The organism is Devosia neptuniae (assembly GCF_025452235.1).
Classification (GTDB): Bacteria; Pseudomonadota; Alphaproteobacteria; order Rhizobiales; family Devosiaceae; genus Devosia.
Genome location: NZ_CP104965.1, coordinates 3520470 through 3544505 on the forward strand (window position 1 = coordinate 3520470; position 24036 = coordinate 3544505).

The following is a 24036-nucleotide window of genomic DNA, read 5'->3' on the forward strand; positions in this document are numbered from 1 at the left end:
TGTGCGGAACACTATGCCCGGCCCGCGACGTCGTAGTTTGCCAGAGTGACACGGTGGGGATGAGGATTGGTGCCAGGACGAAGCGCTCCCTACCCCTCGAACCGCACCAGCGGCGTGTCCAGCCGCAAATATAACGGATGTTTGGGGCTGCCATCGGCATTGGTGCCGAAGCACCAGAGTTCCGTGCCGTCGGCCTTGAGCGCTTCGACGATTGCCTTGCCGGCGGGCGCCAGCGCCTTGTTGAGCTTGCCGTGGCAGAGCACGACGAAATCGGCCTCTGCTGCCGCCGCGCGGATGGCCGGCAAGTTTGCTTCCGACACCGCCACAACGCCCGGCGCCAGCAGCATTTTGGGATCGGTGGCGCGGTAGTCGCCTACATTGGCTTTCACCATGGCTGAATAGCCCTCGCGCTGGGCGAAGGTCCACTCGCGGGCGCAGGTGGGGTCGTTGACCGTGGCGTCGGCAGTGCTCGGATTCATGCCGATGAACAGGATGTAGCGGTCCGGGAAGGTCTCCCCGGTCCAGCGGCGCATCAGCTGGCGGTAGCGGCCGTCGGCGCTGAAGGTGGCGTCGCCCTTGACGCCTGCCATCAGCGGCAGGCGCACCTTGCCGCCGGGGTCGTGACCGGCTCCGTCACTCATGCGGTCAGATCACTGGGGGGCACGAGGCCATTGATCAGCGAGGCCGTGGTGACGGTGTTGGCGAGGAGGCACGCAATGGTCATCGGGCCGACGCCGCCAGGAACGGGCGTGATCGCACCGGCCACCGCGGCGGCTTCCGCGAAGGCGACGTCGCCGAGCAAGCGCGTCTTGCCTTCGCCACGCTCGGGCGCGGGGATGCGGTTGATGCCGACATCGATGACGGTGGCGCCCGGCTTGATCCAGTCGCCCTTGATCATCTCTGGACGACCAACGGCAGCGATGACGATATCGGCCTGGCGCACGATGCCCGGCAGGTCGCGGGTGCGGGAATGGGCCATGGTGACGGTGCAGTTCTCGCGCAGCAGCAATTGCGCGACCGGCTTGCCGACCAGGTTCGAACGTCCGACCACCACGGCGTGGAGGCCCGACAAATCGCCCAGCGTATCGCGCAGCAGCATCAGGCAGCCGAGCGGCGTGCAGGAGACAGGTCCGGGCAGGCCGATGGCCAGCTTGCCGACGCTGGCGGGGGTGAAGCAATCGACATCCTTGGCCGGATCGATGGTCTCGATGATCTTCTTGGGATCGATCTGGTCGGGCACCGGCAATTGCACGAGAATGCCGTGAATGGCCGGATCGGCATTGAGTTTCTGTACCAGCGCCAGCACTTCGGCTTCGCTGGCGGTTTCGGGCAGCTCGTATTTTTCCGAATGCATGCCCATTTCGACGGTCTGCTTGGCCTTTTGGGCCACATAGACCTGGCTGCCGGGATCGTAGCCAACAATGACGACGGCCAGCCCCGGGGTGATGCCGTGTTCGGCCTTGAGGCGCGCCACGTGACCGGCAATGCGGGCGCGCAGGCCTTCGGCATAGCTTTTTCCGTCGATGATTTTGGCGGTCATGGTCGCTCCTCGTGAAATAATCGGCTGGGCCTGCACGTTTGGTTCACTGCAATAGGAAATGCCGCCCGCTTCGTCCATCCCCCGCAGCCGCCCGAGCTTGACGGGGAGCACTTGCCGTAGCCATGCTGGGCTCAGGCGCGAGACTCGACGCCATTTTCGGCGTGCGCCTCAGGAGGGATGAGCATGTTGAAACGTATTGTCGTAGCTATTCTGCTTTGTCTGACCATGTTCGCGCCGAGTGGCGCCTTTGCCCAGGCCGAACCGCGCGTCGTCGTGCCTGATTATCCGGGTGGGGCGGCTTTTGGCGGCTGTTATCGCGTCAATACAAGGCTATACGGGCCTTACCGGCTGACATTCTGCCTGCAGCAGCGCGGCGTCTACCAGGTTACCGGCGGCGGCGTGACCTGCAATGGGCGGCTCGACTGGCGCGTGTCGGGCCGCGATATCAATGTGCAATTGCGGCGCACCTCGTGCGGCAATGGCGTAGCCTGGAGTGCCGATCGCATGACCTGCCGCCCTGCGGGCCTGCTGGGCGGCATTATCGGCTTCGTCATCGTGCCGGGCATTCCCAATATCGGCACGTTGCGCTGCACGTATAGCCCCACCGTGCCGCAATACCGGCCGGTGACCTTCACCGCGCGGCGCTATAGCTGAGCCGAAAAATTTGGGCTGCGACGACATCTCTGTCATCGCAGCCCTATGGAACGTCAGCCTGCCGCGCTGTTGAGGGCTTGGGGGACAAGCGGCCTGCGCAACATTCCTCGCTCACCGGTTTTGCATGGGTCGTTTGCCGTGCCGATGAACTGCGTAAAAGATGGGAGCCAAATGCGGCAAGAAAAGCCCCCTTCACTCGGTTGTGAGAATATTTGTGGAACGGGCCAGCGGTTGCCCCATGGCCGCGAAGCTGTCATGCCAGAAGACTAGGCATTACACGACCAAACAGCGATTCCGCTAGACGGCTCGGCCCAATCCGGGGCCGGCAAACCGAGAGACGCAGATGACCACGATCAGCCCGCCCCGCCTCGAAAAGCAGTCCTTCACCGACCCGGAAAAAGCCTGGGCGCACCTGGCGGAAATCTATCACCGCAATACCAGCTTTATCCGCGAGCATTTGAGCGCGCTGGCCAAGGGTGTGGTGCCCGAGGGGCGGGTGCGCGCGTGCTATCCGCAGGTGGAAGTGCGCTCCACCAGCTTTGGCAAGGGCGAGAGCACCCTGCCCTATGGTTATCTGCATACGCCGGGCATTTATCGTACGACGGTGACGGCGCCGGACCTGTTCCGCACCTATTTCCAGGAGCAGTTCACCGTCATTCTCAAAAACCATGGCGGCACGATCGATATTGGGGAGTCCGATACGCCGATCCCGCTGCATTTCGCGGTCGCCGCCAATGAGCGGATCGATGGGGAAGCGCTCAACGCGCTCAATATTCCGCTGCGCGATGTGTTCGACGCGCCGGACCTGAACAATACCGACGACGAAATCGCCAATGGCACGTTCGTGCCGCCCAAGGGCGGACCCTACCCGCTATCGGCGTTTACCGCGCCGCGGGTCGATTATTCGCTGTTCCGACTGAGCCATTATACGGGCACCGATGCCGGGCATTTCCAGAACTTCGTGATTTTCACTAATTACCAGTTCTATATCGACGAATTCTGCCGCGTCGCCAAAGAGCATATGCGGAGTGGCCATGCCCATTACGAGAGCTTCATCGAGCCGGGCAACGTGATCACCGACAATGCCCTGCGCGGCGGCGGCATCAATGGCACGGCCCCGGTCCGCTCGCCCCAGATGCCCGCCTACCACCTGACGGCGGCGCGCGGCCGCGGCATCACCATGGTCAATATCGGCGTCGGCCCGTCCAACGCCAAAACCATCACCGATCATATTGCCGTGCTGCGCCCGCATGCCTGGATCATGCTGGGGCATTGCGCGGGCCTGCGCAATTCGCAGGAACTGGGCGATTATGTGCTGGCGCATGCCTATGTGCGCGAGGATCACGTGCTGGATGCCGACTTGCCGGTTTCGGTGCCCATCCCGGCGTTGGCCGAAGTGCAGGTGGCGCTCGAACAGGCGGTGGAAGAGATCACCCAGACCGAGGGGCTCGAAACCAAGCGCATCATGCGCACCGGCACCGTGGCGACGTTCGACAACCGCAATTGGGAATTGCGCGACCAGGTGGAAATCACCCGCCAGCTCAGCCAATCGCGCGCAGTGGCGCTGGATATGGAAAGCGCCACCATTGCCGCCAACGGCTTCCGGTTCCGCGTGCCCTATGGGACCTTGTTGTGTGTGTCGGACAAGCCGCTGCATGGGGAGCTTAAGCTGCCCGGTATGGCCTCGGACTTCTACCGCACGCAGGTGAACCGGCATTTGCAGATCGGGCTGCGGGCGATGGAGATTCTGCGGGATCAGCCGGCGGAGCGGTTGCATTCGCGGAAATTGCGCAGTTTTGCGGAGACGGCGTTTCAGTAGGGGCGGCACGGGCCCACGCTCGATGTCACCACCCCCACGAAGTCATTCCGGCACAGGCCGGACTCCAAGTCTGTGGCGCACCGCATCCATCCAGCGCTGGGATGGCCTTCAGCATGGATTCCGGCCTGCGCCGGAATGACATCGTGGTTGGAATGGCTTCGTGGACAAGAAAAAGCCCGGCATCGCTGCCGGGCTTTTTCGTTCGCGGGATGGATTCGATCAGGCGTCGCTGCGGCTCAATAGGGCCTTCCAGATGATGGCGCCCAAAGCCGCACCGATCAGCGGGGCAACGATGAACAGCCAGACCTGACCCAATGCACCATTCTGCGCGAAGATGGCAGCGGCGATCGAGCGGGCCGGGTTGACCGAGGTATTGGTCACCGGGATCGAGATCAGGTGGATCAGCGTCAGTGCCAGGCCGATGGCGATCGGCGCGAAGCCGGCCGGGGCCAGTTTGGACGTGGAGCCCAGGATCACGATCAGGAAGAAGGCGGTGAGCACGATTTCGGCCACCAGGGCCGCGACCAGGCTGTAGCCGCCAGGCGAGAGTGCGTCATAGCCGTTGGAGGCAAAGCCGCCAGCGGTAAAACCGGCAGTGCCCGAGGCGATGACATAGAGCACCGCCGCACCAAGAATGCCGCCGACCAGTTGAGCGACCCAGTACGGCACCAGATCCTTGTATTCAAACTTGCCAGCAATCGCCAAACCGAGCGAAACGGCAGGATTGAAGTGCCCGCCGGAAATGCCGCCAACTGCATAGGCCATGGTCAATACAGTCAAACCAAACGCCAATGCTACGCCAAGATAACCAATACCAACGTCGGGCACGCCCGCCGCAAGAACAGCTGCACCGCAGCCACCAAATACAAGCCAGAATGTACCAAATGCTTCAGCAGACAAACGTTGAATCAACTTGAGCCCTCCTCATGATTCGCCGTAAAAATCATACTCTCCAAAACGTTAGCGGAAAATGCGCAAAAAACAGGGACCGGCGCGATGTACTCGCGCCGGTCCCTGTTTCATCTCGTCTTGTCGCTTGGCGGCACGAAGTCCGCATACTTGGCGCGAGGCGTCAATAGTTTCACTTGGCCGGCTTTACCTTCTTGACGGGCGGCGTGTGGAGGCTCACGACCTGAACCAGCTTGGGCGCCGCTTCGACCACACGGCGAGCGATGGGGTCGATTTGCAGCGTCTTACCCTCGGCCACTGACTGCATGGCATCCACCGGCATGACCTCGAAGGCGCGGCCATGCGCCTTGCCCTTCTTGACGAAGTCATAGGCCCGCGCCTCCAGTTTGCCGCCACGTAGATCAGCGAGCCTGTCGGCAGGCCCGGCGACGTCCTCGGTGTGGAGGATATCACCGGAGGATTTGTCGTAGACGACCGCGCGCATGAAGGAGGCCGGCTCAATGCGCCAGCCGGAACCGGTATCGTATTCGCGCACCACCATACGGGCGCGCGTGAGATTGATATTGGACTGATCGAGGCCGCCGACGATCTTGAGCCGCATCTCTATGCGCCAGACGCCGTCACCGAAATAGTAGTCATCGGCCAAACCGTAGGTGTTATTGACCGATATGATCCGGGCGCCGCCACCGCCGTCCTGATAGGCGCTGAGAGCGCATTCGGCCATCAACCCCGCCGGGGGATCAATGAACAGCTCGACATTGGCCGTGCCTGTCTGCAGGAAATTGCGGTGATAGACCGTTGCCCAATAAACCCATTGGCGCGCCATGATGACCTCCCGTGCCTGGGAGGAAAGCTAGCAAGCACAAGGCCCGGGGCCATCCTTCAAATGAAGGAGGCCGGCATTTGGCCGGCCTCCGTCTTGTAGCTTAGCGGCCCTTGACGACCGAGAAGCCGGCATACTTGGCGGAGGCGCCAAGCTGTTCTTCGATGCGAATAAGTTGGTTGTACTTGGCCAGACGATCCGAACGGCTGAGCGAGCCGGTCTTGATCTGCCCGCAGTTCAGAGCCACGGCCAGATCGGCAATGGTGGAATCTTCGGTTTCGCCCGAACGGTGCGACATCACCGAGGTATAGCCGGCGCGGTGCGCGGTATCGACGGCATTCAGCGTCTCGGAGAGCGAGCCGATCTGGTTGACCTTGACCAGGATGGAATTGGCCACGCCCATCTTGATGCCCGATACGAGGCGCTCGGTATTGGTGACGAACAGATCGTCGCCCACGAGCTGCACCTTCTTGCCGATGGCGTCGGTCAGGGCCTTCCAGCCCTCCCAATCGTCCTCGGCCATGCCGTCTTCGATAGTGATGATGGGGTAGCGCGCAGCCAGGTCCGCGAGGAAAGCTACGTTTTCGTCGGACGAGAGGGACTTGCCCTCGCCAACCATCTCGTACTTGCCGCCCTTGTAATATTCGGTGGCAGCGCAATCGAGACCGAGGAAAATGTCCTCGCCCGGACGATAGCCGGCCTTTTCGATCGAGCGCATGATGAAGCCCAGCGCGTCTTCGGCAGAACCGAGGTTCGGCGCGAAACCACCCTCGTCGCCCACATTGGTATTGTGGCCTTCGGCCGACAGGCCCTTCTTGAGCGTGTGGAAGATCTCCGAGCCGATGCGGACGGCATCAGCCAGGTTTTCCGCGCCGGCGGGCAGGATCATGAATTCCTGCATGTCGATCGGGTTGTCGGCATGCTCGCCGCCATTGATGATGTTCATCATCGGCACCGGCAGGACATGGGCGTTCGGGCCGCCGATATAGCGGTAGAACGGCAGCTCGCTCGACTCGGCAGCCGCCTTGGCCACAGCCAGCGATACGCCGAGAATGGCATTGGCACCGAGGCGCGACTTGTTGGGCGTACCATCCAGTTCGATCATGGCCTGATCGACAGCCAGCTGGTCCAGCGCATCCATGCCCTGGATTTCGTCGAAGATCGCCGTGTTGACGTTCTCGACGGCCTGCAGCACGCCCTTGCCGTTATATTTCTTGCCGCCATCGCGCAGCTCGACGGCTTCATGCGCGCCGGTCGAAGCGCCCGAGGGGACCGCAGCGCGGCCGAAGCTGCCGTCGTCGAGCACCACATCGACTTCGACGGTCGGATTACCGCGGCTGTCATAGATCTGGCGGCCTTGGACGTGGATGATTGACGACATGGAAAGCCCTCTCCCGTTGGGGTTTGCTCGATATGGCCGCTTTCCTAGACGCAGAGTGTGACAAGGGAAAGGGGGCGCACGTAAAATATCGTGCGGTGGGTGTGGCGAGGCTGGGTGCCAGCCTCGCCTCTCGTATCAATCCGGCGTCTGCCGAATGAAGCCGAAAGCCAGCAGCGTGATCACCGCGGCCAGGATCATGTAATAGCCCACGGCATGCAGACCGAAATTGGTCGCCAGGTAGGTTGCGGCATAGGGCGCCAGCGAGGCGCCGAAAATGCCGCCCAGATTGAAGGTCAGCGACGCGCCGGTATAGCGCACGGCCGTGGGGAATGGCGCGGCAAGGGCCGTGCCCAGCGGGCCATAGGTCAGGCCCATCAGGGCGAGACCGATGCAGAGGAAGCCCAGCACGCCGATCACATTGCCCGAGCCGAACAGCGGCGCGATCAGCAGGCCGAAAATGGCGATCGAGAGCGACACGCCCACCATCACCCGGCGCATGCCGAAACGATCGGCCAGCACGGCCGAGATCGGGATGAACAGGCCGAAGAACACCACGCCTACCATCTGCAGGATGAGGAATTCCTCGCGGCTATAGCCGAGTGCCGAGGTGCCCCAGCTCAGCGAGAACACCGTCATCAGATAGAACAGCACGAAGGTGGCCAGCGCCGCCATGGTGCCGAGCAGCAGGCTCATCTTGTGGTGCTTGAACACATCGAGGAACGGCACTTCGACGCGTTCGGCCTTTTCGACGGCGCGAGCGAATTCCGGCGTCTCGGTGATCTTGAGGCGGATGAACAGGCCAAAAATCACCAGCAGCGCGCTGGCGAGGAACGGTACGCGCCAACCCCAGCTCATGAAGGTCTCTTCACCCATGAAATGCGCAAGCACGAGGAAAATTGTGGTGGCGAAGAAGAAGCCGACCGGCGCGCCCAATTGCGGGAACATGCCATACCAGGCCTTCTTGCCCTCAGGGGCGTTTTCGGTGGCGAGCAGCACGGCGCCGCCCCATTCCCCGCCCAAGCCAAGCCCCTGCCCCAGCCGGCACAGTGCCAGCAGTAGCGGCGCCATCACGCCGATCTGGCCGTAAGTCGGCAACACGCCGATCAGCACGGTCGAAATACCCATGGTCAGCAAAGCCGCGACCAGCGTGGCCTTGCGGCCGATCTTGTCGCCGAAATGGCCGAAGAACGCCGCGCCGATCGGGCGCGCGAAAAAGGCGATGGCGAAGGTGGCGAGCGAGGAGAGCAGCGCCGAAGTGTCGTCGCCCGCCGGGAAGAACAGATGCGGGAATACGATCACCGCAGCGGTGGCGTAGATATAGAAGTCGAAAAATTCGATGGTCGTGCCGATCATGCTCGCGGCGAGGATGCGGCGAGCGGAATTGGGCGGTGGCACGGCGATGCCGCTGGCGGCATCCGTGGCGATGGTCATGGCGATATCCTGGCGCGCTTGAATGCTGGGCCGAGCATGGCGGCCGGCAAATCTCGCGGGCGCCCGAACGATCATTGCCAGCCCGGTAGAGAACCGGACAGCCGGGGTGTACCGCAGGGTACGGTTCACATCAAGACCAAATGTGCCGCGGGATTTGGTGGCGGGCTCTAGGGGATGCCGGCGGCACAATCCCCAAATATCCGCGCCAGCCGGCTTGCCAACGTAATAATATTACATCTAGGGTCAAAACGTAATGTAATAACATATGGACATATCGCCTATGCGCTATCCCGCCCTTCTCGCCTGCACGGCCCTGACCTTGATGGCCGGCGCCGGCCCAGGCTTTGCCGATGATGTCACCGCCTGGCGCCTGTTTGTCGCCGACCATGCCGCAGCCAAGGTCACCGCCATCGATCTGGGCACTGACGCTACTCTCGACACTTTTGCGCTGGAAAGCCCCGGCGTGCTCTACACCACGCCCAGCAACCAGGCGGTCTATGCCGTGCAAGGGGCGGTCAATCTTGTGTCGGCCATCAGCAGCGGCATCGAAATCGAAGATCATGGCGATCACGGCGATATTCATGTCGCGGCGCCAGCGGCCATTGCCGCCGCTGTTGCGGGCGAAAAGCCGGTGCATTTCGTCGAGCACCATGGCGAGATCGCGCTGTTCTACGATGGCGAAGGCGTAGCGCGGCTAGTTTCGGAGCAGGATTGGCTGGACGGCGACGACAAGCTGGCTATCCGCGAAATCGATACCGACGCACCCCATCATGGCGTCGCCATTCCTTGGGGCAAGTATGCGCTCGCCACCGATTTTGCGCCCAATGGTGAGACCACCCGTCCGCAGGGCATCTTTGTCTATGACGCGCAGAACGCCAAGGTGGGCGATCTCTACGAATGCCCGCTGCTGCATGGCGAAGCGACCTCGGGCAATATCACCGCCATTGCCTGCGCCACGGGGCTACTGATTGCCACCGGCTCGGGCGCGCCCGAGATCACGCACCTGCCCTATCCGGCGAGCCTGCCCGAGGGCAATGTTTCGACGCTGCTGGGCGGGGTTGGGCTGCAATATTTCCTGGGCAATTATGGGCCCGACAAGGTCGTGCTGATCGATCCGACCGAGGCCGACGCCTTCCGGCTGATCGAATTGCCGACGCGCCGCGTACATTTTGCCGTGGATCCGCAGCAGCCCAAATTTGCTTACATCTTTACCGAGGATGGCAAGCTGCATCAGCTCAATGTGCTGTCGGGCAAGATCGCCAAGTCGATCACGCTCACTGAGCCCTATTCCATGGATGGCGAATGGAGCCTGCCGCGGCCGCGCATTGCGGTGGCAGGCCATGAGATCGCCGTGACCGATCCGCTCAAGGGCCTGGTGCACATCGTGGATGCCAGCACGTTCGAACTGGATCGCGACATTCCGGTCGAGGGCCTGCCCTACAATATCGTCGCCATCGGCGGCTCGGGCGCGACGCACTGACCAAAATCCCGGCCACCTTGCGGGGTGGCCGTTTCCATTCAGGTGACCCCAAATGAACCGCCTCCCCGTAACGGTCCTGTCCGGCTTTCTTGGCGCCGGCAAGACGACGCTTCTCAATCACATCCTCAACAATCGCGAGGGGCGGCGCGTCGCCGTCATCGTCAACGACATGAGCGAGGTCAATATCGACGCCACGCTGGTGCGCGAGGGCGGCGCCAATCTGTCGCGCACCGATGAACAACTCGTCGAAATGAGCAATGGCTGCATCTGCTGCACGCTGCGCGGCGACCTGCTCAAGGAGGTCACCAAGCTGGCCGAAGCCGGGCGCTTTGATTACCTGCTGATTGAATCCACCGGCATTTCCGAGCCGCTGCCGGTTGCGGCCACCTTCGATTTTCGCGACGAAAACGGCGTCAGCCTCTCCGACATCACCCGGCTCGACACCATGGTGACGGTGGTCGATTGCGCCAATCTGCTGCGGGATTACGGCTCGGTGGATTTTCTGCGCGACCGCGGGCAGACCATGGGGCCGGAGGATGAGCGCGCGCTGGTCGATCTATTGGTCGAGCAGATCGAGTTTGCCGATGTCATCGCGCTCAACAAGGTCTCGACGGCGAGTGCCGACGATCTGGTTGCAGCGCGAACCATCATCAAGGCGCTCAATCCGGTGGCGCGGGTGATCGAAACCGACTTCTCCGATGTGCCGCTGGATCAGGTGCTCGATACCGGATTGTTCAGCCTGGAAGCCGCCGAGCAGAACCCGCTTTGGTTCAAGGAACTCAATGGCTTCACCGAGCATATTCCAGAAACGCTTGAATATGGCATATGCTCATTCGTCTATCGGGCGAGGCGCCCGTTCAATCCCATGCTGCTGAACAGTTTCATCACCAAGAGCTGGGCCGGCGTGATCCGCTCCAAGGGCTTCTTTTGGCTCGCCACGCGACCCGATCTGGTTGGAGAACTCAGCCAGGCCGGCGCATTGGTGCGCACCAGCCGCCGCGGCATGTGGTGGGCCGCCGTCCCCAAAACCCGCTGGCCGGACGATGCCGACTGGCGCGCATCGATGGCGCCCTATCTCGATGCGGAATGGGGCGACCGGCGGCAGGAAATCGTGTTTATTGGCGCCGGCGACATGGACGAGGCCGCTATCAGGCGCGACCTCGACGCCTGCCTGATCCCGGCCAAGGGTTTTACCCCGACCGCCTGGCAAGACTTGCGCGATCCGTTTCCCGCCTGGTCCTGAAAACAGAGCGGCCGGGACGTTACCACCCCGGCCGCTCTTGCAATGCGCGATGCATCAAACCAGGTGGCTGGCTTCCTGCTCGGTCGGGATCCGGCCGTTCGGGGTCAGCTTGTTCACCGCATCGGGCAGGGTCTTGGCCAAACGATCGAGCAATTCCTGCTTGCTGAGGCCGGTCTGCCGGGTCAGCGTGTCGATGGTATCGGCGCCCAGCGTCTGCTCGAGGCTATTGGGATCAATCTCCTCATTATCGCCATCCTGCACCCAGCTTTGCGCCTTGGCGCCCTGCCCGCTATTGTTGAAGCGGTCGACGAGATCGCCCAGGCCGCCGCTGAGCACGCTGCCCAGTCCACCGGCGCCAGCCGCGCCGCCAAGCATGCCGCCCAGATTGCCCAGCATGCCCTCGAGTCCGCCGGTTCCGGGCACGCCTTGGCTAGGCGCGGTGCCGGCCTGTGGATTTCCCACACCGGTCTGCCCGTTGCCGAGCCGCCCGCCATCACCGGCGCTGGTCTGGCCATTGCCCAAGCCGCCGAGCAATTCGCCCAGCTTGTCCCTGTTCTGAAAACCTGCCACGGCCAGCAGGCCGAGCAGCGCAACCATTGACGGCATTCCCTTGGCCATGGCGGCCTCCTTTATGTTGAGCGCTTAACGGCGCCGAGCGACAAGTCCCCAGACAAACAACACGATAATGGCGCCGACGACCGCACCGATCAGCCCCGCGCCTTCGCCCGGTGCATACCAGCCAAGGGCCTGCCCGAGATAGGAAGCAACGAAGGCACCGACGATGCCCAAAATGGTGGTCAGGATGAAGCCCGAGGGCTCATTGCTGCCCGGCATGATGAACTTGGCGATGACGCCCGCGATGAACCCGATAATGATCGTCCAGATGATACCCATGACTGACTGTCCCTAGTTGAAGGTGATCAGCAACGCGCCGTGCGCCCGGCAGTTCCCTTTTCCGTATAAAGGCAAGGCCATGGACGAATGAAACCCGCCGGCGCTGGGCCGGCGGGTTGAATGAGTTGCCGCGATGCCGCGCCCTCAATCGTCTTCGACGAACACTTCCTTGCGCTTGCGCCGAATCGAGGGCAGCACGGCGATGACCACTGCCAGCAGTGCCAGACCCAGCAAGGTTGCTGAAATCGGGCGCTCGAGGAACACCATCGGATCGCCGCGCGAGATGATCATGGCGCGGCGCAGATGTTCCTCCAGCAGCGGCCCAAGAACGAAGCCGAGCAGCAGTGGCGCCGGCTCGCAGCCGAAGCGGATCAGCACATAGCCGACCACCCCGAAAAAGCCGATGGCGAAGACGTCGTAGATGTTCTGGTTGATCGAGAAACACCCGATGCAGGCGAACAGCACGATGGCCGGGAACAGGGCACGATAAGGAATGGAGAGCATCTTCACCCACAGCCCGATCAGCGGCAGGTTGAGCAGCACCAGCAACACATTGCCGATCCACATCGAGGCGATAATGCCCCAGAACAAAGCCGGCTGGTCGTTGATGACATTGGGGCCGGGCGTAATGCCCTGCAGGATAAACGCCCCCACCATCAGCGCCATTACCGGATGGGCCGGAATGCCCAGCGTCATCAGCGGGATGAATGAGGTCTGCGCGGCGGCATTATTGGCCGATTCCGGACCCGCGACACCTTCGATGGCGCCGTGTCCGAATTCCTCGGGCGTCTTGGACAGGCGTTTTTCGGCCGAATACGAGGCGAAGGACGCCAGGATATGTCCGCCACCCGGCAGGATGCCGAGTACCGAGCCCAAGGCCGTGCCGCGCACGACCGGGGCCGCGATGCGTTTGAAGTCGTCCTTGCTGAGCCACAGATTCTTGACGGCCTTCACCATCACGTCTCGGCCCTTCTCGTTTTCGAGATTGCGCAGGATTTCGGCGACGCCGAACACACCCACGGCGAGCGAAACGAAATTGAGCCCCGAATAGAGTTCGCGAATGCCCAGGGTGAAGCGGGGCTGGCCGGTATAGATATCCTGTCCCACCATGCCCAGCAGCAGGCCCAGCACGATCATCGCCAGCGCCTTGAGGATGGACCCGTGCGCCAGCGCAATGGAGACCAGCAGACCCAGGACGATCAGGGCGAAATATTCCGGCGCCCCGAAATTGAGCGCCGCTCGCGCAAGGGGCGGTGCGAAGAAGGCCAGCAGCAGCGTGCCAACCGTGCCGGCAAAGAACGAGCCAAGCGCTGCGGTCGCCAAAGCCGGACCCGCCCGGCCCTGCTTGGCCATCTGATAGCCGTCGATCGCCGTCACTGCCGACGAGCTTTCACCCGGCAGGTTGATCAGGATCGCCGTGGTCGAGCCGCCATATTGGGCGCCATAGTAGATGCCGGCCAGCATGATCAGCGCCGTTGCGGGCGACAGCGAGAAGGTGATGGGCAGCAGCATGGCGATGGTCGCCGTCGGCCCGATGCCGGGCAAGACGCCGACCAGGGTGCCCAGCAGCACGCCGATGAAGCAGTAGAAGATATTGATGGGGTCGAGGGCGACCGAAAAGCCCAGCCCAAGCGAAGCAATAATGTCCATGATTGGGTTCCTACTGCCCGAGCCAGGGGCCGAACATCGGCACGCTCATGCCGAGGCCGACGACGAAGATCAGCGTGCACATCACCGTCAGCGCCACCGCCAGGATGATGGAGAACAGGGGCGAATTGAGCCGGCTGGCCATGGCCGCACCAAACGAGCCGATCAGCACCACCGGCACGAAGCCCAGCCCCCGAATGGTCAGCCCGAAAAACACGATGACGCCGATGATCAGCGCCATGCCCCGCCAGGGTGGCGCCAATGGCTTTTCCGCATCGGGCTTTTTCCAGCCGCTGGCGGCAACGCCGAGCCCCAGCGCGACGAGCACGCTGCCCAGCAGCAGCGGCATGAAGCCGGGTCCCATGCGAAACGCCGTGCCGGTCTCGTAATTGAGCGCCTCGATGGCGAAATAGGCGCCCGCCGCGACAAAGATGCCGCCCGACACGAGGTCCTTGGTCGAAAAATTGGAAACCATAGCTGCCTCCTCCCCTGTTCTTTGTCGCCTCCGCGCCCCGAAGGACGCGAAGGCGCGCATGCGGTTAGTCGGCGTAAACGCCCGCAGCTTCGATGACCGCGCGCCACAGCTCGATCTGGCTGGCCAGCATCTGCGTCAGTGCGGCCGGGGTTGCCTCTTCGGCAGTGACGGGCACGGTGCCCAGTTCGGCAAAGCGGCTCACCACCGTCTCATTGATCAGTGCCTTCTGCAGCGAGGCTTCAAGCTTGGCGATGATGGCCGCGTCGGTACCGGCGGGGGCATAGAGCCCGTGCCACACGCCGATCTCAATATCGAGGCCGCCTTCCTTGAGCGTGGGCAGATCAGGCAGGTTCTGCAGACGGGTCAGCGTGGTCACGCCATAGGCCTTGACCTCGCCGGCCTGGATCTGGCTGGTCGTATTGGTGGTCTGGTCGCAGATCATGTCGATCTGGCCGCCGATAATGTCGGTCGTAGCCGGGCCGGCGCCCTGATAGGGCACGGTGGTCATCTGGGTGTCGAGCGCATCCATCAGCAGCATGCCGCAGAGCTGGCTGGCCGAACCGATGCCGGCATTGGCATAGGTGACGTTCTCGCCATTAGCCTTGATATAGGCGGTCAGCTCGGCCAGCGTGTTCGGCTCGAAGTCCTTGCGGGCCACCAGCGTCATGGGCACGGCAGTGATCAGCCCGATCGGGGCAAAGTCGGTGACCGGGTCATAAGGCAGGCTGCGATAGAGGCTCGGCGCGGTGGACATGCCGATATGGTGCAGCAGCAGCGTATAGCCGTCATTGGGGGCAACCGCCACCTGGCCAGCGCCGAGCGTGCCACCGGCGCCGCCCACATTCTGGATCACCACCTGCTGGCCCAGATCATTGCTCATCACTTCGGCAACGAGGCGGGCGACGGTATCGGTCGGGCCGCCGGCGGAGAACGGCACCACGACGGTGATCGGCTTGGTGGGGTAGTCCTGCGCCAGGGCCGTGCCCGTCAGGCTCGCGCCCGTCAGCATCAGGCCGGCGGCAAGGGACAGCATTGTCTTGTTCATTTTGGTTCCTCCCGAAAGATCGCGCTCCTCGCGCACCCCTCCCTAAGCAGCTTCCGTGCCAGATCGCTCAAACCCCTGCATTGCAAGCATATCACCAATGCAGCAGTGCAGTAGCATGAAGCATTTCAGGCAATTTCTTGCCAGCGACCGCTGCCGACTTGGCAAAAATCCGCCAATGGCATAGGACCAATCGTGGAGGATCTGCACGATGGCTGGCCGGACACTGCCTTTGTCACCCTATCAGCGCCTGCTGATCGCGGTTGGCTGCGCCGTTGTGCTGCTGGCCTCATGCCTGGTCGCCTATGAAATTGCTCTGCAAAGCGGCATTGCCGCGGCCCACGACACCAGCGAGCGGCGCCTGCAGATTTTCGATCGCATGCTCGAGGCCAATATCGAGCGCTATCACTTTTTGCCCACGACGCTTGCTCAGGCCTCGGAAATTCGTGACGTGCTGGCGCACCCCGAAGACGACGCGCTGCGCGCCCGCGCCAATGGCTTTTTGTCCAATATGGGCGGCACCGCCGCAGCCGAGGAACTGTTCATCGTCGATGTGAACGGCCGCTCCATCGCCGCCAGCAATTGGTGGACGCACCAATCCATGGTCGGCCGCCACTATGCCGAACGCCCCTATTTCCAGGAGGCCATGTTCGACGGCGCCGCCAAATACTACGCCGTCGGCATCACCACGGGCGTACCGGGCTATTTCATCGCCAACCGCATCGACGGTCCCGAGGGTCCGCTCGGCGTCGCCGTGGTCAAGATCAACCTGGGGGAAATCGAAGCCGTGTGGTGGCGCTCGGGCGAGCTGATCGGCATTTTCGACAGCAATGACGTGGGCATTCTCTCCACCCGCCCCGATTGGCGCTATCGCACGCTGGTCGACACCCATCCCAGCGGCCTCGAAACCCTGGCGCGCGACCAACGCTATCTCGGCGTCGCCATCAATGGCCAGGGGATCGTGCAATCGATCGAGCCTTGGCGCGGCACCGAACTGGCCGTGCTGCGCAGCGGCGATAGCGAGATTAATGGCGAGTTCCTGGTCGATCGGCTGCGCATGCCTTTGCATGGCTGGCGCCTGCTGTCCTTCGTGCCGCTGGGGCCGATTTCCAACTGGGCCTGGACCGCGACATTCTTTGTCGGCGTTGCGGTCGGCGCCATCCTGCTGGCGGCCATGTTGTTCATGCAGCGCCAGCGCCTGATCCGCGCCCGCCTCGAGGATCACGACCAGCTCGAGCAGCGCGTCCTGCTCCGCACCAGCGAATTGCAGGAAGCCAATAGCCGGCTTGCCGGCGAAATCGTCGAACGGCAGGAAGCCGAAAAAGCCCGCCAGGCCGCCCAGCAGGGTCTCGTTCAGGCCGCCAAGCTTGCCACCCTCGGCCAGGCGCTGGCCGGTGTCGCCCACGAAGTCAGCCAGCCCATCGCCGCCCTGCGCACCCAGACCGCCAGCGCCAAGCTCTTGGCGCGCGGCAAAGTGCCCGAGCTTGCGGATCTGTTCGGCAGCATGGAGGGCGTGATCGGCCGGCTGGTGGCGCTGACCGGGCATCTCAAGACCTTCGCGCGCAAGGAGACTGAAATCTCGATCCAGAGCGATGTCGTTCACATCGCCCACAATGCCATCGAGCTGGCCAACCATTTCCGCGAAGACCCCAGCCTCACCATCACCCTCGACGCGCCACCGCATGCCCTGATCGTCACCGGCAACCCGGTTCATATCGAGCAGGTGCTGGTCAATCTCATCTCCAATGCCGCCGACGCCATGGCCGGGCTCGAAGACGCCACCATAAAGATCACTGCGCGCGACATGGGCCAGCACGCCGTCATCAGCGTTGCCGACAACGGCACCGGCATCGATCCGGCCATCATCGACACCCTGTTCGACCCCTTCGTCACCACCAAGGAACCCGGCCGCGGGCTGGGCCTGGGCCTCTCCATCTCCTATGGGCTGATCCGCGAAATGGGCGGGCGCATCGAGGTTGAAAGCCGCCAAGGCGAGGGCGCGACCTTCACCATCACCCTGCCCCTCGCTGAGATCACCACGCCCCAAATCAGAGACTTCGCATGACAACCAAAACATCGGTGATGATCGTCGAGGACGAGGGCATTGTCCGCAACGCGCTCGATCAATGGCTCAATCTGTCGGGCTTTGCCGTCACCACTGTCGGCAGCGCCCGCGAAGCCATGACGCGCCTCGGCGACGCCCAGCCCGAAGTGGTCATTTCCGATGTGCGCATGCCCTCGGTCTCGGGCCTCGACCTGCTCGCCCAGATCCGCGACAAGGACCCCACCACCTCGGTCATCCTGATCACCGCCCATGGCGACGTGCCCATGGCCGTCAAGGCGATCCGTGACGGCGCCTACGATTTCCTGCAAAAGCCCTATGAGCCCGAACAGCTCGTCAGCGTCATCGAGCGCGCCGCCGAACAGGCCCGTGTCCGCCGCGAACTGGTCAATCTGCGCCGCCGGCTCGATGGCGGCGCCGCCGAATTGTCCAACCGCCTCATCGGCTCCTCCCCCGTGATGGAGGATTTGCGGCAGCTCATTCTCGACGTCGCCGCCATCGACACCGACGTCATCATTCTGGGCGAAACCGGCACCGGCAAGGAAGTCGTCGCCCGCGCTCTGCACGATTTCTCCCCCGCTCCGCCGCCCCCTTCGTCGCCGTCAATTGCGCCGCCATCCCCGCCGAGCTGATCGAAAGCGAACTCTTCGGCCACGAAGCCGGCGCCTTCACCGGCAGCGCCGGACCGCGCATCGGCAAGTTCGAATTCGCCAATGGCGGCACGCTATTGCTCGACGAAATCGAATCCATGCCTCTGCTCGCCCAGGCCAAGGTGCTGCGCGTCATTCAGGAGCGCACAGTCGAACGCGTCGGCTCCAACCGCCAGATTCCGCTCGATCTGCGCATCATCGCCGCCACCAAGGTCGATCTGCTCGACGAAGCCGAAGCCGGCCGCTTCCGCGCCGATCTGCATTATCGCCTCAATACCGCGAGCATCGCCGTGCCCCCACTGCGCCAGCGTGGCGAAGATGCCCTGTTGCTGTTCCACTATTTTCTGGAACTGGCGCAGAAGCGCTTCAACCGCCCCTCCCAGCCCCTTCATCCCGCCGATATCGAGGCGCTGTCCCGCTATGCCTGGCCCGGCAATGTACGTGAACTGAAGACCGTGGCCGACAAATTCGCCCTGGGCCTCTCCAGCGCCAATTATTCCATCCAGAGCGCCATCGGCGTCAGGCCCGGCGCACCGGACGAGAGCCTCAACCTTGCCGACCGGCTGGCGCAATATGAGCGCAGCATCATCGAAGCCGAACTGCGCAAGCACGATAATTCTATCGCCGACACGGCCGACGCGCTGGGCGTTCCTCGCCGCACGCTGAGCGAAAAGATGACGCGGCTGGGGGTGCGGCGCTAGGACAAGTGAAGCGGTTTACGTCGCCAATGGCGCGGTGTTGGAATAGCTTTCCCAAAATGCCGCCACTATCCGAAAGGCATTTCGATCCAAATGAGCAGCAAGCATGGATAGACTACTGATCTTGTAGAGTTTTCTAACCTCAAGCGATATGTCTTTTACTAGATGGCGCTGACCCCAAGGGCAGGCCGACACATAAGGAGCTTTCCAGCCATGTCCCCCATTTCGCGCCGCACTCTGCTGGTCGCTACCCTGCTCGCCAGCGTGGCCCTCACCCCGGCAGCCTTCGCCCAGGATTTTGACGCCAATGCCACTATCCGCATCGGCTCGCTCTACGAACCGCAGAACCTCGACAACACGGCCGGCGCCGGCCAGGGCATCAATGAAGCCTTCAACGGCAATGTCTACGAAGCCCTGTTCCAGCTCACCGACAAGGGCAGCGTCGAGCCGGCCCTGGCCGCCGATTATACCGTCAGCGACGATGGCCTGACCTACACCTTCACCCTCAAGGATGGCGTCACCTTCCATTCGGGCGATCCGCTCACCGCTGCCGATGTGAAATACTCCATCGAGCGCGTCACCGCCGAAACCTCGAAAAGCTCGCGCAAGAAGAGCCTCTCGACCATCACCGCCATCGACACCCCCGATGACAAGACCGTGGTGATCACCCTCTCGGCCCGCTCGATCTCGCTGCCCTATAATCTGAGCTATGTCTGGATCGTCAACGATGCGGCCGCTGATATCACCGCCACCGAAGACGGTACCGGCCCCTATACGCTGGAAGAATGGCGCCGCGGTTCAGCTCTCGCGCTGGCCCGCTTCGACGGCTATTGGGGCACGGCACCCAGCAATGGCGAAGTGATCTACACCTATTTCACCGATGCCACCGCGCTCAACAATGCGCTGCTGACCAATGCCGTCGACGTCATCACCTCGGTGCAGAGCCCGGATTCGCTGGCTCAATTCGCCGGCAACCCGGCCTATACCGTCACCGAAGGCGCCTCCACCACCAAGGAACTGCTCGCTTATAACGATCGCGTCGCCCCCTTCGACAACGTCAAGGTGCGCAAGGCCCTGGCCCGCGCCGTCGACAAGGCCAAGCTGCTCAACTCGATCTGGGGTGATTACGGCACGCTGATCGGCTCCTTCGTGCCCCCCACCGATCCCTGGTATGTCGATCTCACGGGCGTCGATGCCTATGACCCCGACAGCGCCAAGGCCCTTCTGGCCGAGGCCGGCTATCCTGACGGCTTCACCTTCACCCTCGACACCCCCGATTACGATCCGCACCCACTGGTCGCCCCGTTCCTGCAGACCGAGCTGGCCAAGGTCGGCGTGACGGTAAACATCAACATCATCACCGCCAATGAGTGGTACACGAAGATCTACCAGGAGCACAATTTCGAGGCGACGCTGCAGGAGCACGTCAACCACCGCGACATCGTCTTCTACGGCAATCCCGACTTCTACTGGGGCTACAACAATCCCGAAGTGGTCAAGCTAATCGCCGATTCCGAAGCTGCCAGCTCCATCGACGAGCAGACGGAAAAGCTCACCGAAGCCAACAAGCTGATCGCTGAAGACGCTGCCAGCAACTGGCTCTACCTCTATCCGCAGATTGTGGTTTCGGCAGCCAATGTCACCGGCTATCCGGTCAATGGACTGAACTCGCAGTTCTTCGCCTATGGGATCAAGAAGGCGAACTAAGCTACAAGAGCCCCGATATCGGAGTACCCCCACCTAGCCTCCCCCTGATAGGGGGAGGAACCGTTTTGTGGTTGGACTCTATCGCGCCCAAGAGTGGAGAGATCCATCCCCCTATCAGGGGGAGGCTAGGTGGGGGTACTTCGATCCCTCCGCCATCCCCCAGTGGCCCACCTTCCCCCAATGCGCTACCCTGCCCCAACTGACTCGGAGGCCATCCCCATTCTCGCTTACACACTGCGCCGCTCGGTCATTCTCATCGCGTCCCTGCTGATCGCGGCCGTCGTGCTGTTCGTCGTGCTGCGCCTGCTGCCGGGTGATCCGGCCAATGCCCTGCTCGGCGTCGGCGCCACTGAGGCGCAGATCGCTGCCGCCCGCAGCCAGGTCGGCTCTGATCAGCCGCTTTACAGCCAATTCGTCTCCTTCATCGGCAATCTCGCCCGCTTTGACCTCGGCACCTCCTTCGTCAGCCGCGCCTCCGTCATCGGCGAAATCGGCGACCGCATGTCGGTCACCCTGCCGCTTACCTTTCTCGGCTTCCTGCTGGCCCTGGCCCTCGCCATTCCCCTCGGCATCATCGCCGCCGTCCGCTCCGATCGCTGGTATGGCGGACTGATTTCCGTGGTCTCTCAGCTCGGCATCGCCATCCCCGTCTTCTGGGTCGGTATCCTGCTGGTTACGCTTTTCGCCATCAACCTGCGCCTCTTGCCCTCGGGCGGCTTCCCGCTGCGCGGCTGGACCAATTTCGGCGAAGCCGCCGTGGCCATGATCCTGCCGGTCCTCACCATTGCCCTGGTCATGGCGGCCTCGGTCCTGCGCTATGTCCGCGCCGCCACGCTCGACGTGCTCGGCAGCGATTACCTGCGCACCGCCCGCGCCCTCGGTTCGTCCTTCCCCGAGGCGCTGATCCGCCACGGCCTGCGCAACGGCGCCGTCCCGGTCATCTCCATTCTGGGCATCGAACTCGCCAGCACCTTCCTCGGCGCCGTCGTCATCGAACGCGTCTTTAGTCTCCCGGGCCTGGGCTCCATGCTCCTCCTCGCCATCCAGCAACGCGACTATCCAAACGTGCAAGGCGTCCTCTTCATCTCCACCCTCCTCGTCCTGCTGATCGGCTTCGCCGCCGACCTGCTGCAGCGCTTCATCGATCCGCGCCTGCGCGACCGTGGAGCCGGCACACCATGACCACGCTTGACGTCACCACGCCCAAGCGCCGCAGCTACGGGTCCCTCACCCTCTGGGCGGGCCTGGCGCTCGTGGGCCTCCACATCGCCATCGGCCTGCTCACCCTCGTCTGGACGCCCTACGACCCCACCGGCATGAGCGGCGGACGCCTCGAAGCCCCATCATGGCTGCATTGGGCCGGCACCGACCGCCTCGGCCGCGATTTCCTCACCCAGATCATGATCGGCTCGCGCATCGCCCTCATCGTGGGCACCGGCGCCGTCGCTATCGGCGTGCTCATCGGCGTCACTCTGGGCATTCTCGCCGCCTTCGCCAGCAAACTGCTCGACGACGCCCTCGCGGCCACCCTCGATATCCTCATCGCATTCCCCACCCTGCTCATCGCCATGCTGGTGGTCGCCGCCAGCGACACGGCGAACCTGGCCTCCGCCATCATCGCCATCGGCATCGCGCTCTCGGCGATCGTCGCCCGCCTCACCCGCATTCTCGCCAAGCGCGTGCTGCTGATGGATTACATCACCGCCGCCCGCACCTCCGGCTCCTCCTGGCCCGCTATCGTCTTCGGCCATATCCTGCCCAATATCTGGCCGACCCTATCGGTCAATTTCGCCCTGCAATTCGGCCTCGCCGTCATTGCTGAAGCATCCCTCTCCTATCTCGGCCTCGGCGCCCCGCCGCCCAATGCCTCCTGGGGCCGCCTGCTGCAGGAAGCTCAGGGCACGGTCTACACCGCCCCCATCGGCGCCATCGCCCCCGGCATTGCACTGGTCTCGCTGGTCATCGGCATCAACCTCCTCGCCGATGGCCTGCGCGACAGCATCGACCCCACAAGGCGCGCCCGATGACCGCTCTCCTCGCCATCACCGGCCTCACCCTCAGAACCAGCACCACCACGCTGGTCGGCAACCTCAACCTGACCATCGCTCCCGGCGAACGGCTGGGCCTCATTGGGGAATCCGGCTCCGGCAAATCCCTCACCGCCATGGCCGCCACCGGCCTGCTGCCCTCCAGCATCAAAGCCACCGGCTCCATCACCCTCGCCGGCCAGCAGATCATCGGCACCCCCGACCACCAGCTCAATCACCTGCGCGGCACCGCCGTCGCCGTGGTCTTTCAGGAGCCGTTGACCGCCCTCGACCCCCTCATGCGCATCGGCCGCCAGATCGCCGAGCCCTTGCAGCGCCGCGCTGCCCGCGACGGCAATCCGCTCTCCGGCACGGCGCTAGACCAAGCCATTCTCGACCTCATGGCCGATGTCGCCCTGCCCGATCCCCAGCGTATTGCCCATGCCTATCCGCACGAAATCTCCGGCGGCCAGCGCCAGCGCGTCGCCATCGCCATGGCGCTCGCCTGCCGCCCCGATCTGCTGATTGCCGACGAGCCGACCACCGCGCTCGACGTCACCACCCAGGCCGAAATCCTGCGCCTGCTCGATAGCCTGGTCCGCCAACGCAACATGGCCCTGCTCTTCATCAGCCACGATCTGCCAGTCGTTGCCGGCATTGTCGATCGCGTCGCGGTCCTACGCCGCGGCGTCATCGTCGAAACCGGCCCCATTGCCGAAATCTTCGCCCGCCCCCAACACGATTACACCGCCACCCTCGTCGCCGCTGCTCACGCCTTCGACGCCGCCTTGGGAGCCCAACCATGAGTCTCCTCAGCGTCCAGGACGTCACCTTCGGCTACAACACCAGCAAACGCGTGCTCGACGGCGTCTCCCTCACCATCGAGCCCGGCGACAGCATTGGCCTCGTCGGTGAATCCGGCTCAGGCAAAACCACCCTGCTCCGCCTGCTGCTCGGCCTCACCCGCCCCTCCAGCGGCTCTATCACCTTCAACGGCGCCCCGCTCGATCCGCGCAGCCCCCGCTTCATGCGCGACTATCGCCGCCAGGTGCAGGTGGTCTTTCAAGACCCCTATTCGTCGCTCGACCCGCGCCAGAATGTGCTCTCCATCGTCTCCGAGCCGCTACGTGCGCTTCGCATATCCGGCGACCATCGCCAGATGGTGTCCGACGCCATCGCCTCGGTCGGCCTCGAACGCACGATCCTGGGCCGTTACCCACACGAATTCTCCGGCGGGCAGCGCCAGCGCATCGCCATCGCCCGCGCCATCGTTGCCGGCCCCAGCCTGCTGCTGGCCGACGAAGCGGTCAGCGCGCTTGATCTGTCCACCCGCATCCGCATCGTCGATCTGCTCAAAAGCCTCAGCGAGCAGATGACGCTGGTCTTCGTCTCGCACGATCTGGGCGTCGTCGCCGCCCTCTGCCAAAGAATCGTCATTCTCGAAAAAGGCCGCATCGTCGAAGCCGGCGCCACCGCCTCTATTCTTGCCAATCCGCAACACCCATATACGCAGCGGCTGCTCAGCAGCGTGCCGCGCATGCCCGCCTGAAGGAA

General features: G+C 63.3%; 22 protein-coding genes and 1 pseudogene. 12 read left to right on the forward strand and 11 right to left on the reverse strand.

Going from position 1 to position 24036, the window contains the following annotated elements; all coding sequences use genetic code 11:
* Positions 1–89: 89 nt before the first annotated feature.
* Together N8A98_RS20055 and N8A98_RS20060 are read right to left on the reverse strand one after the other, a co-directional pair.
* Complete coding sequence (locus N8A98_RS20055) at positions 90–641, reverse strand: DUF1643 domain-containing protein (RefSeq protein ID WP_262167984.1); 552 nt, start codon at positions 639–641, stop codon at positions 90–92.
* A complete protein-coding gene (locus N8A98_RS20060) occupies positions 638–1540 on the reverse strand; it encodes a bifunctional methylenetetrahydrofolate dehydrogenase/methenyltetrahydrofolate cyclohydrolase (protein WP_262167986.1) in 903 nt (300 codons plus the stop codon). The genes N8A98_RS20055 and N8A98_RS20060 overlap by 4 nt, the downstream gene beginning before the upstream one ends.
* A 183-nt stretch (positions 1541–1723) precedes the next feature.
* Here N8A98_RS20060 and N8A98_RS20065 point away from each other — a divergent pair, with 183 nt between their 5' ends.
* Entirely contained in the window at positions 1724–2194 is a 471-nt protein-coding gene (locus N8A98_RS20065) for a hypothetical protein (RefSeq protein ID WP_262167988.1), read from the forward strand.
* A gap of 343 nt (positions 2195–2537) precedes the next feature.
* Positions 2538–4013, forward strand: coding sequence for an AMP nucleosidase (locus tag N8A98_RS20070; RefSeq protein WP_262167989.1), 1476 nt, complete (start codon positions 2538–2540; stop codon positions 4011–4013).
* 219 nt (positions 4014–4232) lie between these two features.
* Here N8A98_RS20070 and aqpZ read toward each other — a convergent pair whose 3' ends face one another.
* The 4 genes from aqpZ to N8A98_RS20090 form a co-directional block, all read right to left on the reverse strand.
* Complete coding sequence (gene aqpZ, locus N8A98_RS20075; protein WP_262167991.1) at positions 4233–4925, reverse strand: aquaporin Z; 693 nt, start codon at positions 4923–4925, stop codon at positions 4233–4235.
* Positions 4926–5094: 169 nt separating this feature from the next.
* Positions 5095–5748 carry a hypothetical protein gene (locus tag N8A98_RS20080; protein WP_262167992.1) on the reverse strand — a complete coding sequence of 218 codons (654 nt, stop codon included), beginning with the start codon at positions 5746–5748 and terminating at the stop codon, positions 5095–5097.
* 100 nt (positions 5749–5848) lie between these two features.
* Entirely contained in the window at positions 5849–7126 is a 1278-nt protein-coding gene (gene eno, locus N8A98_RS20085; RefSeq protein ID WP_262167995.1) for a phosphopyruvate hydratase, read from the reverse strand.
* Positions 7127–7261: 135 nt separating this feature from the next.
* A complete protein-coding gene (locus tag N8A98_RS20090; protein ID WP_262167997.1) occupies positions 7262–8557 on the reverse strand; it encodes an MFS transporter in 1296 nt (431 codons plus the stop codon).
* 280 nt (positions 8558–8837) lie between these two features.
* On the opposite strand from N8A98_RS20090, the gene N8A98_RS20095 reads away from it, so the two are divergent.
* On the forward strand, positions 8838–10037 hold the full coding sequence (locus N8A98_RS20095; protein WP_262167998.1) for a hypothetical protein: 1200 nt from the start codon (positions 8838–8840) through the stop codon (positions 10035–10037).
* Positions 10038–10089: 52 nt separating this feature from the next.
* Positions 10090–11280: a GTP-binding protein gene (locus tag N8A98_RS20100; RefSeq protein ID WP_262168000.1), complete on the forward strand. Its 1191-nt coding sequence runs from the start codon at positions 10090–10092 to the stop codon at positions 11278–11280.
* 54 nt (positions 11281–11334) lie between these two features.
* On the opposite strand, the gene N8A98_RS20105 is transcribed toward N8A98_RS20100, so the two are convergent.
* The 5 genes from N8A98_RS20105 to N8A98_RS20125 form a co-directional block, all read right to left on the reverse strand.
* Complete coding sequence (locus N8A98_RS20105; RefSeq protein ID WP_262168001.1) at positions 11335–11898, reverse strand: YidB family protein; 564 nt, start codon at positions 11896–11898, stop codon at positions 11335–11337.
* Between the two features lie 24 nt (positions 11899–11922).
* Positions 11923–12174 (reverse strand): GlsB/YeaQ/YmgE family stress response membrane protein, encoded by a 252-nt coding sequence (locus N8A98_RS20110; protein WP_113120494.1) that lies wholly within the window; start codon positions 12172–12174, stop codon positions 11923–11925.
* Between the two features lie 144 nt (positions 12175–12318).
* Positions 12319–13824 (reverse strand): tripartite tricarboxylate transporter permease, encoded by a 1506-nt coding sequence (locus tag N8A98_RS20115; RefSeq protein WP_262168003.1) that lies wholly within the window; start codon positions 13822–13824, stop codon positions 12319–12321.
* Positions 13825–13834: 10 nt separating this feature from the next.
* Positions 13835–14296, reverse strand: coding sequence for a tripartite tricarboxylate transporter TctB family protein (locus N8A98_RS20120; RefSeq protein ID WP_262168005.1), 462 nt, complete (start codon positions 14294–14296; stop codon positions 13835–13837).
* 64 nt (positions 14297–14360) lie between these two features.
* The gene (locus N8A98_RS20125) at positions 14361–15341 is read right to left on the reverse strand and encodes a tripartite tricarboxylate transporter substrate-binding protein (protein ID WP_262168006.1); all 981 of its coding nucleotides are present in this window, start codon (positions 15339–15341) and stop codon (positions 14361–14363) included.
* A gap of 208 nt (positions 15342–15549) precedes the next feature.
* Between N8A98_RS20125 and N8A98_RS20130 the strand changes: the two genes are divergently transcribed.
* The 8 genes and pseudogenes from N8A98_RS20130 (at position 15550) to N8A98_RS20160 (ending at position 24031) form a co-directional block, all read left to right on the forward strand.
* Positions 15550–17403 carry a sensor histidine kinase gene (locus N8A98_RS20130; protein WP_262168008.1) on the forward strand — a complete coding sequence of 618 codons (1854 nt, stop codon included), beginning with the start codon at positions 15550–15552 and terminating at the stop codon, positions 17401–17403.
* A gap of 17 nt (positions 17404–17420) precedes the next feature.
* Positions 17421–18463: pseudogene (locus tag N8A98_RS20135) on the forward strand (sigma-54-dependent transcriptional regulator); the annotation flags it as partial.
* A 42-nt stretch (positions 18464–18505) separates the two neighbouring features.
* The gene (locus N8A98_RS23305) at positions 18506–18751 is read left to right on the forward strand and encodes a helix-turn-helix domain-containing protein (protein WP_315974558.1); all 246 of its coding nucleotides are present in this window, start codon (positions 18506–18508) and stop codon (positions 18749–18751) included.
* Between the two features lie 210 nt (positions 18752–18961).
* Entirely contained in the window at positions 18962–20455 is a 1494-nt protein-coding gene (locus N8A98_RS20140; protein WP_262168009.1) for an ABC transporter substrate-binding protein, read from the forward strand.
* Positions 20456–20635: 180 nt separating this feature from the next.
* Entirely contained in the window at positions 20636–21637 is a 1002-nt protein-coding gene (locus N8A98_RS20145; RefSeq protein ID WP_262168011.1) for an ABC transporter permease, read from the forward strand.
* The gene (locus N8A98_RS20150; protein WP_262168013.1) at positions 21634–22482 is read left to right on the forward strand and encodes an ABC transporter permease; all 849 of its coding nucleotides are present in this window, start codon (positions 21634–21636) and stop codon (positions 22480–22482) included. Before N8A98_RS20145 ends, N8A98_RS20150 begins: the two co-directional genes overlap by 4 nt.
* Positions 22479–23288 (forward strand): ATP-binding cassette domain-containing protein, encoded by an 810-nt coding sequence (locus N8A98_RS20155; RefSeq protein WP_262168014.1) that lies wholly within the window; start codon positions 22479–22481, stop codon positions 23286–23288. Before N8A98_RS20150 ends, N8A98_RS20155 begins: the two co-directional genes overlap by 4 nt.
* Entirely contained in the window at positions 23285–24031 is a 747-nt protein-coding gene (locus tag N8A98_RS20160; protein ID WP_262168015.1) for an ABC transporter ATP-binding protein, read from the forward strand. Before N8A98_RS20155 ends, N8A98_RS20160 begins: the two co-directional genes overlap by 4 nt.
* Positions 24032–24036 lie beyond the last annotated feature (5 nt).